The sequence below is a fragment of the uncultured Sphingomonas sp. genome (assembly GCF_964235535.1).
Taxonomy (GTDB): domain Bacteria; phylum Pseudomonadota; class Alphaproteobacteria; order Sphingomonadales; family Sphingomonadaceae; genus Sphingomonas.
The window spans coordinates 57,833-70,707 of the sequence record NZ_CAXSBH010000001.1; the positions used below are offsets into that span (position 1 = coordinate 57,833).

Genomic DNA, 12,875 nt, shown 5'->3' on the forward strand with positions numbered 1-12,875 from the left:
GTCTTCGCGCCTTTGCGCCTTCGCGTGAAAAGAAGCGGGTTCACGCGAAGGCGCAAAGGCGCGAAGAGAAGAAAGCCGGTTGCGCTTCGCGCGGGTCACTGCCGGGTCAGCTCGCGGCCGACGATCATGCGCATGACCTGATTGGTGCCTTCCAGGATCGAGTGGACGCGCAGGTCGCGCCAAAAGCGTTCGATCGGGTAATCCTGGAGATAGCCGTAGCCGCCGTGCAACTGGAGCGCGCGGTCGACGATGGCCGAGCCGTTGTCGGTCGCGAGCCGCTTGGCCATGGCGGCGAACTTGGTCTTGTCGGGGGCGTTCGCGGTCACCTTGGCGGCGGCGATGTAGAGGAGCGCGCGCGCCGCCTCCAGGTCGGTCGCCATGTCGGCCAGCGTGAACTGGGTATTCTGGAAATCGGCGATCGGGCGCCCAAATTGCTGGCGCTCCTTGGTGTAGCGGATCGACTCGTCGAGGCAGCGCTGCGCGCCGCCGAGCGAGCAGGCGCCGATGTTGAGGCGGCCGCCGTCCAGCCCCATCATCGCGATGCGGAACCCCTCGCCCTCCCCGCCGACGAGGTTCTCGCCCGGAACGCGGACGCCGTCGAAGCTGACCGTCGCGGTGGGTTGCGAGTGCCAGCCCAGCTTACGCTCGGGCGCGCCGAACGAGACGCCGGGCATGTCCTTCTCGATCACCAGCGCGGATATGCCCTTGGGGCCGTCCTCCCCGGTACGGACCATGGTGACGTAGACCTCGTTCTCGCCACCGCCCGAGATGAACTGCTTGGAGCCGGTGACGAGATAGTCGGAGCCGTCCTTGACCGCGCGGGTCTTGAGCGCCGACGCGTCGGAGCCCGAGCCCGGCTCGGTCAGGCAGTAGCTCGCCAGCCGGTCCATCGTGACGAGGCTCGGCAGGTACTTTTCCTTGACCGTCTGCGACCCGAACCGGTCGATCATCCACGACGCCATGTTGTGGATGGAGATGAAAGCGCTGGTCGACGGGCAGCCATAGGCCATCGCCTCCATGATCAGCGCCGCCTCCAACCGGCCGAGCGCGATGCCGCCGCCTTCTTCGGACACGTAGATCGCGGCGAAGCCCAGGTCGGCCGCTTCCTTGATCACGTCGCGGGGGAAGATGTGGTGCTCATCCCACTCGGCGGCGTTGGGCGTGATGCGGTCGGCGGTGAAGCGCGCGGCCAGCTCCTGGATCTCGCGCTGGTCGGGGGTCAGATCGAACTGGGTCATTGAGCCTTCGGTCGGGTTGAGGTCGGCGGCGCGTCGAGCGGGATTGCCTCGTTGCGCGGATCGTCGGTCAGGTTCTCGGGCACGCCCTGCTGCACGACGGGCGCGGCGCTGGTCTCGTCGGCGGCGGTGTTCGCCCCCTGCGATCCGCCGCCGCATGCCGCGAGGAGCAGGACGGGCGCAAGAAGGAGAAGGAGCGTGGCGGATCGCGTCATGGGGGTGCTCCATAGCACTGGGGTGGGCTTTTCCGCCACCGAAGGCGTTTCATGCAGCACGCGCTCGGCGAACAGGCGATTTGCGAGCCGCGTATCGTTACGGGCGTACCAGCGCGGCGCGGGCAGCCCCTTCTCCCAGGCGAGCGCCTCGGTCAGGGTGCCTTGCGCGGAGGGGACATCCGGCCGCGCCGTCGCGATCGGATCGGCGAACGCCTCGTCGGCGCTCACGACCTCCCACCCCGCGCGGCGGAGCGCCTCGACGAGATCGCCGACGAACAGCGCCGCTATATCGGTTTCGTGGAGCAGCATCACATGCGCGGGCGAACGGCCAAGCGTGCGGCGGGCCAGGCCGTCATAGAACTCGGCCGCCTCCAGGTGGCTTTCGATATACAGGTCGCGTAGCGCGGCGGTGTCGATCCGCTTGCCCGCCGCGCGTGCTTCGACCGCGAGCTGCTCCATGTTCCAGTCGGACGCGTCGACGGTGACGTAGCCGTTGCGCAAGGCCCGCACCGCCAGGCCGGCGCGGACCGCATCGCGTTTGGGCTTGTCGGGGCCGCCCTCGTCGAGGAACGGGTAGCGGAACCAGGGCCGGTATCCCTCGCGGCCCTTCAGCCAGCTCTCCGCGCGGTCGATGTCGGCGAGGTAGTCGGCGGCGGATGAGGCGTTCAGGTGCGGATGGCTCCAAGAGTGGTTCGCCAGCACGTGCCCCGCTTTCACGTAGTCCCCGATCCGCTGCTCGCCGCCGGTGCGGTCCGCCACCGCGCCGGGGTTCACGAAGAATGCGGCTTGCCGCACCCGCGCACGCCCGAGCGCGGCGATCAGCCGCCGCGTCCGCTCGTCGGGCGTCAGGAACGCGCCCGGCGCGCGGGGGACGTCGTCGAAGGTCAGGGCGATCCGCTTCTGCGCGCCCGCCGGGACCGGGACGAGCAGCAGCGTCAGCAGGGCGAGGACGCACCGGGCCATCATCACCCCATCGTGGGGATGACGAACGCGTCCTGCACGCGGGCGGCGGCCCCGTCCTCCGCGCCGCGTTCGGGCGAGGGGCCGTCGGGCCAGCGCTGGGTCACCGTTTTGACGCGGGTCCAGAACCGGACGCCTTCCATCCCGTGCTGATTGTGGTCGCCGAAGCCCGACCGCTTCCAGCCGCCGAAGCTGTGATACGCGACGGGCACCGGGATCGGCACGTTGATGCCGACCATGCCCACTTCGACACGCGCGGCGAACTCGCGCGCGGCGTGGCCGTTGCGGGTGAAAATGGCGACCCCGTTGCCGTACTGGTGCTGCGACGGAAGTCGTACCGCCGTCTCGAAGTCGGGCGCGCGGACGATCTGGAGGACGGGGCCGAAGATCTCCTCCTTGTACGCGCTCATGTCGGGGGTGACGCGGTCGAACAGGGTCGGGCCGATGAAGAACCCCTTCTCGTGACCCTGGAGCGTGAACCCGCGGCCGTCGACGACCAGCTCGGCACCCTCGTCGACGCCGGTCCGGATCCAGTTCTCGACGCGCTGCTTGTGAGCCGCGTTGACCACGGGGCCGTAATGCGCGCCGGTGTCGGTGGAGACGCCGACCCGGAGCGCCGCGATCGCGGGGATCAGCTTGCTCCGGAGCGCGTCGGCGGTCTTGTCGCCGACCGGGACCACCACGGGGAGCGCCATGCAGCGCTCGCCCGCCGACCCGAACGCCGCGCCCGCCAGGTCGGCGACCACCTGGTCGAGATCCGCGTCGGGCATGACGATGCCGTGGTTCTTGGCCCCGCCCATCGCCTGGACGCGCTTGCCCGCCTCGACGCCGCGCCGGTACACGTAGTGCGCGATGTCGGAGCTGCCCACGAAGCTCACCGCCTTGATGGCGGGATGGTCGAGGATCGCGTCGACCATCTCCTTATCGCCGTGCACGACCTGAAGGATGCCCTCGGGCGCGCCTGCTTCCAGCATCAACTCGGCCAGGCGGACGGGGACGCTCGGGTCGCGTTCGGACGGCTTCAGGATGAACGCGTTGCCGCAAGCGATCGCGACCCCGAACATCCACATCGGGATCATGGCGGGAAAGTTGAACGGCGTGATCCCCGCCCCGATCCCGAGCGGGGTGCGCATCGAACAGACGTCGATGCCGGGACCCGCGCCTTGGGTGTACTCGCCCTTCAGCAGGTGCGGGATGCCGCAGGCGAACTCGATCACCTCCAGCCCGCGCTGGATGTCGCCCTTGCTGTCCGCCAGCACCTTGCCGTGCTCGACCGAGAGCATGTGCGCGAGCGCGTCGATGTTCTGCTCGACCAGTTCCTTGAAGCGGAACATGACGCGCGCCCGGCGCTGCGGGTTGGTCGCGGCCCAGGCGGGTTGCGCCCCCAGCGCGGCCTGCACCGCCGCCTCGAGCACGGCCGCGTCGCCCAAGGGCACGCGCGCCTGCACCTCGCCCAGGTTGGGGTCGAACACGTCGCCCCATCTTCCGACGTCCGGCCGCGTAGCCGGGGCGAGCCCGCCCCCGGCAACGAAATGATCGATGATGCGCATGCCGGTCCTCTCGAGACTTGTGCCCGTCCCTAACCTCCGGGCGAGGGTCGGGGCAAGCGCCCGCGCTTGGTGGAACACGGCCCGACCCGGGCGGTTTAGCGCGTTCACCCATACCAAGGCGACGGGGACGATGATCGACGACGTGGCGGAGCGGCCGACCCGAACCGATCGGGGGGACGAGCGCCGGGGCGCGTTGCTTGCGCTGCTTCGTCATTTGGGGATGAGGGGCTACCGGTTCGTCACCACGACCCCGGCCAGCCATGCGCGCGTCCTCGCGCGGGCCGACGGGCGACGGGCGCAGGGCCTGCGGGATGCGCTGGGGTGGAGCCTGCCTTTCGCGCCGGACACGGTCGGGGCCGAACCGTTCGGGCTGCTGATCGCGGCGGGGGCGGTGGAACCGGCGGCGGACGGGCTGTTCCAGGCGACGGTGCGCGTGTCGGCCGTCCGGGACACGCTATTTCTCCATTCCGCCTATCCGGCGAACGCGCGCGACGCGGTGTTCCTGGGGCCCGACAGCTACCGCTTCGCCGAGCTGATCGTCGCCGAAATGGGCAGGCCCCCGCCGGGCGCGCGCATCCTGGATTACGGTGCGGGCGCGGGGGTGGGCGGGATCACCGCCGCGCGCGCCGCACCGTCGGGCGCGCGGCTGACGCTGGCGGACACCAACCCGGCGGCGTTGCGGCTGGCGGGGATCAACGCCGAGTTTGCGGGCGTGGAGTTCGAGACGGTGGAGGCCTGCAGCCCGGCCGAACTGACCGGCCCGTTCGATCTCGTCGTCACGCACCCGCCCTTCATGATCGACGAGGGCGGGCGGCTGTACCGCGACGGCGGCGCGCTATTCGGCGCGGGGTTCGCGCTCGACTGGGTGCTGGCGGGGGTCGAGCTGCTGGCGCCGGGCGGGCGGCTGGTGCTGCATACGGGCGTGTCGATCGTGGACGGCGAGGATCCGCTGCTCCGCGAGCTGCATGCGCGGCTGGACACCGCGCGCTTCGCCTGGGGCTACCGCGAGCTCGACCCGGACATCTTCGGCGAGGAGCTGGCAACGCCCGCCTACGACCGGGTCGACCGGATCGCGGCGACGGCGCTGCTGGTCGTGCGGACCGCCTGATGTGACCTCCCGCCCGCTCCGCGTGGTCGAGCGCGCCGTCTATCGCGGCCCGCATCTGTACGGCCTTCGCCCCATGATCCGCATCCAGATCGATCTGGGTGCGCTGGAGGAGTGGCCGAGCGACCGGTTGCCGGGCTTCGCCGACCGGCTGCTCGCGCTCCTGCCCGGACTAGAGGACCACGGCTGCAGCTATGGCGAGCCGGGCGGGTTCGTGCGGCGGCTGCGGGACGGCACCTGGCTCGGCCATGTGATCGAGCATGTCGCGCTGGAGCTGCAGGGGATGGCCGGGCACCCCGTCACGCGCGGCAAGACGCGCGGGGTGAAGGACCGGCCGGGGGTGTACGATGTCCTGTTCCGCTACCGCGACGAGCATGTCGGGCTGATGGCGGGCGCGCATGCGATCCGGCTGGTCGCGAGCCTGCTCCCGCCCGAGCTGGCGCGCATCGGGAATTGGGCTTCGCTCCGCCAACCCGAGCTGGACGAGCCGGGGAGCGTCTCCGCGATCATGGCGGCGCTCGCCGTCCCGGTCGCGGCGGCGCGGCTGGGCCCGACGACGCAAGGTTTGGTCGATGCGGCGCGGCGGCGCGGCATCCCGGCGGTCCGGCTGAACGCGCAAAGCCTGGTCCAGTTCGGCACGGGCAGCCGCCAACGCCGCATCCGCGCGAGCGTCACGGGCGCGACCTCGCTAATCGGCGCGGAGCTGGCTGGCGACAAGAACGCGGCCAAGGCGCTGCTGGGTGCCGCCGGGCTGCCCGTGCCGCGCGGCGGGGTGGCGCGCAGCCCTGACCAGGCGGTGCTGGAGGCGCGACGGCTGCGTGGTCCGGTGGTCATGAAGCCGCTGGACGGCAATCACGGGCGCGGCGTCACCACCGACATCACGACGCAGGAGGGCGCGCGCGCCGCGTTCGCGCTGGCGCAATCGCACAGCCGGGGCGCCAACCGCGCGGTGATCGTCGAGCGCCAGCTGCCCGGCCGGGACCACCGCGTGCTGGTCGTCGGCGGCCGGATGGTCGCCTGCGCCGAGCGCGTTCCCGCGCGGGTGATCGGCGACGGCGCGAGCACGATCGCCGAGCTGATCGCCGTCCTGAACCGCGATCCCAGGCGCGGGCGCGGCCATGCGCAGGTGCTGACGCGCATCCTTCCCGACGCCGCGATGCGGACGCTGCTGGAAAAGGACGGGCGCACGTTCGCGAGCGTACCCGCGCCGGGCGAGGAGGTTGCCTTACGCAGCACCGCCAACCTATCGAGCGGCGGCACCGCGATCGACCGCACCGACGAGATACACCTGGAGAACGCCGCGATCGCCGAGCAGGCGGCGGCCGTGATCGGGCTGGACGTGGCGGGCATCGACCTGCTGTCGCCCGACATCGCGAGGCCACTGCGCGAGACGGGCGGCGGCATCGTCGAGGTCAACGCCGCGCCGGGCCTGCGCATGCACCTCCAGCCGTCGGATGGAACGCCCCGCGACGTCGCCCGGCCGGTGATCGACATGCTGTTCCCGCGCGGGCGGGCGAGCCGCGTGCCCGTCTTCGCGATCACCGGCACCAACGGCAAGTCGACCACCACGCGGATGGTCGCGCGCATCCTGTGCGAGGCGGGGCTGCGGGTCGGCATGACCACTACCTCGGGCGTCTATGTCGAGGGCCGACTGCTTCAGGCGGCCGACGCCAGCGGCCCGAAGAGCGCGCGGATGCTGCTCCGCAATCCGACGGTCGACGCCGTCGTGCTGGAGACCGCGCGCGGCGGCATCCTGCGCGAAGGGCTCGGGTTCGACCGGTGCGACGTGGGCGCGGTGCTGAACGTCACGGCCGATCATCTGGGGATCGGGGGCATCGACACGATCGAGGAGCTGGCGCGCGTCAAGTCGGTCGTCGCCCGCGCCGTGGCCCGCCGGGGCCACTGCGTTCTCAACGCCGACGATCCGATCACCGTGCGCATGGCGCGGCGGGCGGGCGGAAAGACCGTCTGGTTCTCGGTATCGGGCGGGGACGACATGCCGCCCTTCCTGCGCGCGCACATCGACGAGGGCGGGCTGGCCGTGGTGCGCGAGCCGGGACCGCTCGGCGGGACGATCGCGTTGTGGCGGGGAGCGCGGCGCGAGCCGCTGATGGACGCCGCCGACATCCCCGCGACGCTCGGCGGATCGGCCGAGTTCAACATCGCCAACGCGCTCGCCGCGGCCGCCATGACGACCGCGCACGGGATCGACATCGCGGTGGTCCGCCGCGCGTTGGGACAGTTCACCTCCTCGTTCGAGGACAGCCCGGGTCGCCTCAACATCCACGAGGCCCCGCATGGCGTCCGTGTGATCGTCGACTACGCGCACAACGCGGCGGCGATCACCGCGCTCGGCCGGCTCATCGACACGATGCGCACCGGACGCGGGCGCGTGTACGGCGTCGTCTCCATCCCCGGCGACCGGCGCGACGAGGACCTGCTCCGCATGGGCGAGCTGGCGGCGGGCATCTTCGACGAGGTGATATTCCGCGAGGCCCCCGACGGTCGCGGCCGCCCCGCCGGATCGATCAACGCGCTGATGACCGAAGGCGCGCTGAGCACGGGCAAGAACCCCCGTCTACTCCACCGGCTGCCGAGCGAGGAGGTCGCGACGCAGGTCTGCCTGGAGGCCGCGCGGCCCGGCGACCTGATCGTCATCATGCCGAGCGAGGTGGAGCGGATCTGGAACCAGGTCGTCTCGTACGTCCCGGCCGCCCACCAGTTCGTGGAGGCCGCATGACCGAACCCGGGACCGAACCCGGCCCCCTCCTCATCATCGGCGGGCGCGAGGACAAGACGGGCGACCGCGTGATCCTGCGCGCGATCGCCGACCGGGTGCGCGGTCGCAAGCTCGTCCTCGCCACCGTCGCCAGCCGCGCCCCCGAGGGTTATTTCGACGCCTACGAAGCCGCCTTCGCCGATCTGGGCGTGACCGATCTGGTCGAGCTGTATGTCCACGAGCGCGGCGACACGCTGGACGGGAGCATGGACGGGCTGTTCGAGGATGCGGCGGGCATCTTCTTCACCGGCGGCGACCAGCTGCGCATCTCAAGCCAGATCGCGGGTACCCCCGTCGAGGATGCGCTGCGCCGGGTCCATATGCGCGGGGGGCTGATCGCCGGGACCTCGGCGGGGGCGTCGGCGATGAGCGACACCATGCTGGTGCGCGGGGCGGGATCGACCTCGCACCGGTTCGGCGACCTGCACATGGCACCGGGGCTGGGGCTGATGCCGCACATCATCATCGACCAGCATTTCGCCGAGCGCGGGCGGATCGGCCGGCTGCTCGGCGCGGTCGCGCACAATCCGCGCGTGCTGGGCATCGGCGTCGACGAGGACACCGCGATCCTGGTGACGGGCGAGATGTTTCGCGTGCTGGGATCGGGGGCGGTGACGGTGGTCGACGGATCGGGCGTCACCCACTGCAACATAGCGGAGGCGCGGCCCGAGAGCACGCTGTCGATGCACGACGTCCGGCTGCACGTCCTCGCCACGGACGACGGATTCGACCTGGCGACGCGGCGCCCGCTCCGTCCGGTCGAGGACTGACGCCCCGGAACCGCGCCCGTCCGGCCGTCGTTGGGGAATGCTGATCGAGGATATAGGACCCGCCATTTGACCCAGACCGTTCCGCAACGCCGGCCGTCCGTCCTCTGGATCGTGCGTCACGGCGAGAGCGCGGGCAACGTCGCCCGCATGGCGGCGGACGCGGCGGGCGCGCACCGGATCGATCTGACCGAACGCGATGTCGACGTGCCGCTATCCTCGCGCGGCGAGGAGCAGGCCGCGGCGCTCGGCCGCTGGTTCGCGCAGGCGCAAGCGGACGCACGGCCGGAGGTGATGTTGTCCTCGCCCTATGCGCGCGCGCAGGCGACCGCGCGGCTGTTCCGCCAAGCGGGTGGCTGTCCGGCCGACGAGCCGATCTGCGTCGACGAGCGGCTGCGCGAAAAGGAGTTCGGCGTGCTCGACGGGCTGACCGGGTCGGGCATTACGGCGCTCGCCCCCGAACAAGCGGCGTTCCGGCGGCTGCTCGGCAAGTTCTATCACCGGCCGCCCGGCGGCGAGAGCTGGTGCGACGTTATCTTCCGCCTGCGGTCGGTGATGGACACGGTCGCGCTCCATCATCCCGGCCAGCGCGTGATGATCGTCGCGCATCAGGTCGTGGTGCTGTGCCTGCGCTACGTCATCGAAGGGCTGAGCGAGGAGGAGATCCTGGCCATCGACCGCGCGGGCGACGTGGCCAACTGCTCGGTGACGGAATATCGCTACGACCCGGCGCACGGCCGGGGCGGCGGACTGGTCCTCGCGCGGTACAACGAGAGCGCGCCCGTCGAGGCGAGCCCCGTCGCCGTCACCGACGCGCCCGACCGGATGGCGGGGGTGTCCGCATGAGCGTCGTGGAGCTCGATGCCGCTTGGCGCTCGGCCAATCCCTTGCCCTCCGACGACGACGGCGGCGAGACCGATAAGAACAGCCGGGGACGCGTCCTGTCGATCGGGGGGTGCCGCCAAGTGCCCGGCGCGCTCCGGCTGACGGCCGAGGCGGCGTTCCGCGTCGGCGCAGGCAAGTCGCTGCTGGCGACCGTGCCGTCGGCGGCGCTGATGCTGGGCGTGCTGTTCCCCGAGGCCGGGGTGATCGCGCTGGAGGAGGATGAGTCGGGCGAGCCGGTGGTCGCGCCGGACTCGCCGCTCCACGCCGCGCTGGATCATGTCGACGCGGCCGTGGTCGGCCCGGGCATGATGGACCGCGCGGCCGCCGGGCGGCTGGTAGTCGCGGTCGCGGCAACTCCGCGCGAGGGCGTGTCGCTGGTGCTGGACGCGGCCGTCTGCGCCGCGTCGGGCGCGTTGGCGGATATGCTGGCGGGCTACCGCGACCGGCTGGTGCTGACCCCGCATGGCGGCGAGATGGCCGAACTGTGCGACTGCGACGCCGCCGCGATCAAGGCCGACCCGGAAGGCCGCGCGCTGGCCGTCGCCGCCAAGTTCGGCGCGGCGGTGGCGCTCAAGGGCACCGCCACGCTGATCGCCGCCCCCGACGGTCGGCTGGTCCGGTATGCGGGCGGCGGTATCGGGCTGGCGACGGGCGGGTCGGGCGACGTCCTCGCGGGCGCAATCGGCGGGCTGCTCGCGCGCGGGCTCCCGGCATTCGAGGCGACTTGCTGGGGCGTATGGCTCCACGGCGAGGCGGGCCGTATCCTGGCGGGCAAGGTCGGACCCGTCGGCTTCCTGGCGAACGAGCTGCTGCCGGAGCTGCCGGGTCTGCTCCCGCGCTAAGGGTAGCTACGAGCTGTTCGAGAGGTACGGCGGATACCCGCCAAGCGCCGCGTCATGCCTTCGGCTGGAGGTATACCTCGTCGGCGAAGTAGGCCCCGCGATATTTGGAGTCCTGCTCGCTGAAAACGAACGGGCGGCGGATCGTTGCCCCGTCGGACGTGACGATTTCGATGGTAAATCCATCGACCCGGTAGCGGCCGACCAGTCCCGTCTTCGTGGTGCTCTTGGCGTTGTAGCCTGCTGTCGTGACCATCGCTCCCTCGATCCGCCCGTCAGGAGCGAGCCGAAGCCGGCCGTTGCGTAGCTCGGTGAAGGCGGCGATGCCGCTGAGTGGCGCATAGCTGGCCGAACCGCCCTTGGCTAAGCCGTCGAAGTCGAGGGCGGTACCGGGCGCGAGCGACCGCTGCTCCCAGACTTGATCGCTCGACCAGTCGTCGCCTTCGTCCTCCTGGAACTCGATGCCGGCCGCGCCGCGCCGCCAACGTCCGCCCTCGCACCCGTCCCGGGCATCGAGCGCGGCGGGATCGAGCGGCAGCGCGGCCGGGTCCGCATCGGGACAGGGGGCCGCTACGCCGTTCGCATAAAGCAGCCACGGCGTGACGGTGAACATCAGTTGCAGCTGAACCCCCTGGAGCCGGTTCGACCCACGCAGGATCGCTCCGACCGGGCGGGCGCCGGCAGCCGACGGCGGAGAGGGAGGGGTAGGTGTAATCGCGACGGGGGAGGCGACGGAGAAAGTCGGCGAGGCGAGCTCGGCTACGGCGCGCACCAGGGAATCGGGTTCGAGGCGGTCCGGGCCCGCGGTTCGGCCGATCACCACCCGCGAGCCGCCGCCGGGCAGCGGCGTCGCAATGGCGATACAACGCCGATCCGCGTCCTGCGAGACCGCGACCGCGCTTTCGGCGTCCGCATTGGTGGTCGCGCCCGCCGGGCACAGCCCACGCTTTACAAATTCCCGAAGAAAGGCGCGAGCGGCTACCCGAGAGGCTAGCGATACGCGCGGCGTCACTTGCGCGACCGTCTGCGTCCGACCTATCCGGACGTACACCGGATCACTCGGGGGTGAGCCGGGCACGGGCGTCCAGCCGGGCGCGTCCTGGGCGGCGACAGCGGCGGACGCCGCGAGCATTACGGGCAAGGCGAAACGCATGCGTGATCCCTCCGGCATCGAGACCGAAGGAATGGATAAGCGCCGAGAGGATCGGGAGCAAGGCGAGCTCCCTTCGAATACGCCCCGCTAGCGCCGTCCCTTCTCCCGCTCCTTGTCCGCCTTCATCCGCGCGCGGACGCCGCCGTCGACGCCGCGCCCGGCCTCGACCGGGCGGTACAGGTTGCCGGTCGTGTCCGCTGCAGGTGGAGCGTCGCGCATCTGGGCGTCGTGATAGACGTCCGCCGCGATCTTTTCCGTCAGGTCGGGGAACAGATTGTGCGCCGACACGGCCCCTTGCGCCTTCCAGCCGACGGGCAGCTCCTCGCGCGGGTGGACCGATGCCCAGACGATCGCCTCGGCCACCTTGTCCGCCGCGTCGAGCAGGATCATCTGCGGCCGCCGCCCCGAATAGTTGGCCGTGTGCGTCCAGAACGGCGTGTCGGCGGCGAAGGGCATGACGGTCGACACGCGAATGCGCTTGCCCAGGCCCTTCAGCCGCATCTCCTCGTTGAGCGCGCGGGCGAGGCCGAGCACGCCATACTTCGTGGCGGTGTAGGTCACCTGATACGGGAGCGGCACGACGCTCTCGACCGATCCGACATTGACGAGCGTCCCGTGCCCCTGCGCGACGAAACGGCGCATCGCGGCGTGCGCGCCGTACACCACGCCCTTAAGGTTCACATCGATGATCCGCGCCTGGTCGGCGACGGGGATGCGCTCGAACGGACCGACCGCGCCGACGCCCGCGTTGTTGACCCACACGTCGATCCGCCCGAAGCGCGCCGTCGCCGCCTCCGCGAGCCGCTCGACGGCGGCGGCGTCGGACACGTCGGTGGACACGACCAGCGCGCGCCCGCCCGCGGCGCGGACCTCGCCCGCCACCTCCTCCAGCAGCTCGGTCCGCCTGGCCGCCAGTACGACGTTCGCGCCCAGCCTCCCCGCCCGGACCGCCGCGCCCCGGCCGAAACCGCTGGACGCGCCGGTGATCACATAGGTGCGGCCCGCGATCCGCGCGGTGTCGCCGCGCCGCAGCGTCGTGTCGGTCGCGCAGGCGGTCAAGCTTGCGACCGCGAGGAGCGGCGCAAGCGCGGCCCGCGCCGCCCTCATTCGGCGAGGCCCTTAGGGCCGGGCTCGCGGTCGCCGGCCCCTTGGGCGGGCGTGCCCTTGGTGGTCGCGGTCGCGCCGGTCGGCGATCCGCCGTCGCCGCCATGCTGGTCGTTGTCGTAATCCTCGCCCGGATTGCCGCCGCCGGCACCGACGCCGCTGCCCCGCACCTCGCCGTTGCGCATCACATGAGCGCGCCGGCCGGTCTCGGTCGGGATGTCACGGGAATCATCGGTCATGGGTGTCACTCCTTATCCCGACCAACGGCGGGTGAATGCGGCTG

At 71.4% G+C, this 12,875-nt stretch carries 11 protein-coding genes; 5 read left to right on the forward strand and 6 right to left on the reverse strand.

From position 1 onward, the window contains the following. Positions 1-95: 95 nt before the first annotated feature. Genes ACFE7F_RS00280 through ACFE7F_RS00290 form a run of 3 tightly spaced genes read right to left on the reverse strand, consistent with a single transcriptional unit; the run spans position 96 to position 3,960 of the window. Complete coding sequence (locus ACFE7F_RS00280; protein ID WP_375401835.1) at positions 96-1,238, reverse strand: acyl-CoA dehydrogenase family protein; 1,143 nt, start codon at positions 1,236-1,238, stop codon at positions 96-98. Beyond that, on the reverse strand, positions 1,235-2,416 hold the full coding sequence (locus ACFE7F_RS00285) for a polysaccharide deacetylase family protein (protein WP_375401836.1): 1,182 nt from the start codon (positions 2,414-2,416) through the stop codon (positions 1,235-1,237). Before ACFE7F_RS00285 ends, ACFE7F_RS00280 begins: the two co-directional genes overlap by 4 nt. Continuing rightward, positions 2,416-3,960: a CoA-acylating methylmalonate-semialdehyde dehydrogenase gene (locus ACFE7F_RS00290; RefSeq protein WP_375401837.1), complete on the reverse strand. Its 1,545-nt coding sequence runs from the start codon at positions 3,958-3,960 to the stop codon at positions 2,416-2,418. The genes ACFE7F_RS00285 and ACFE7F_RS00290 overlap by 1 nt, the downstream gene beginning before the upstream one ends. Positions 3,961-4,090: 130 nt before the next feature. Between ACFE7F_RS00290 and ACFE7F_RS00295 the strand changes: the two genes are divergently transcribed. The 5 genes from ACFE7F_RS00295 (at position 4,091) to ACFE7F_RS00315 (ending at position 10,338) form a co-directional block, all read left to right on the forward strand. After that, a complete protein-coding gene (locus tag ACFE7F_RS00295) occupies positions 4,091-5,068 on the forward strand; it encodes a methyltransferase (protein WP_375401838.1) in 978 nt (325 codons plus the stop codon). 1 nt (position 5,069) lies between these two features. After that, the gene (gene cphA, locus ACFE7F_RS00300) at positions 5,070-7,805 is read left to right on the forward strand and encodes a cyanophycin synthetase (protein ID WP_375401839.1); all 2,736 of its coding nucleotides are present in this window, start codon (positions 5,070-5,072) and stop codon (positions 7,803-7,805) included. Next, positions 7,802-8,614, forward strand: a complete 813-nt coding sequence (locus tag ACFE7F_RS00305) for a cyanophycinase (RefSeq protein WP_375401840.1) — start codon at positions 7,802-7,804, stop codon at positions 8,612-8,614. The genes cphA and ACFE7F_RS00305 overlap by 4 nt, the downstream gene beginning before the upstream one ends. A 66-nt stretch (positions 8,615-8,680) precedes the next feature. Further along, on the forward strand, positions 8,681-9,457 hold the full coding sequence (locus ACFE7F_RS00310; protein WP_375401841.1) for a histidine phosphatase family protein: 777 nt from the start codon (positions 8,681-8,683) through the stop codon (positions 9,455-9,457). Further along, positions 9,454-10,338: an NAD(P)H-hydrate dehydratase gene (locus ACFE7F_RS00315; RefSeq protein ID WP_375401842.1), complete on the forward strand. Its 885-nt coding sequence runs from the start codon at positions 9,454-9,456 to the stop codon at positions 10,336-10,338. Before ACFE7F_RS00310 ends, ACFE7F_RS00315 begins: the two co-directional genes overlap by 4 nt. Before the next feature lie 52 nt (positions 10,339-10,390). Here the strand turns inward: ACFE7F_RS00315 and ACFE7F_RS00320 are convergent, their stop codons facing one another. The 3 genes from ACFE7F_RS00320 to ACFE7F_RS00330 form a co-directional block, all read right to left on the reverse strand. Continuing rightward, positions 10,391-11,488, reverse strand: coding sequence for a hypothetical protein (locus ACFE7F_RS00320; protein ID WP_375401843.1), 1,098 nt, complete (start codon positions 11,486-11,488; stop codon positions 10,391-10,393). Positions 11,489-11,575: 87 nt separating this feature from the next. After that, positions 11,576-12,595: an SDR family NAD(P)-dependent oxidoreductase gene (locus tag ACFE7F_RS00325; protein WP_375401844.1), complete on the reverse strand. Its 1,020-nt coding sequence runs from the start codon at positions 12,593-12,595 to the stop codon at positions 11,576-11,578. Further along, positions 12,592-12,831: a hypothetical protein gene (locus ACFE7F_RS00330; protein WP_375401845.1), complete on the reverse strand. Its 240-nt coding sequence runs from the start codon at positions 12,829-12,831 to the stop codon at positions 12,592-12,594. Before ACFE7F_RS00330 ends, ACFE7F_RS00325 begins: the two co-directional genes overlap by 4 nt. Between the last annotated feature and the right edge of the window lie 44 nt (positions 12,832-12,875).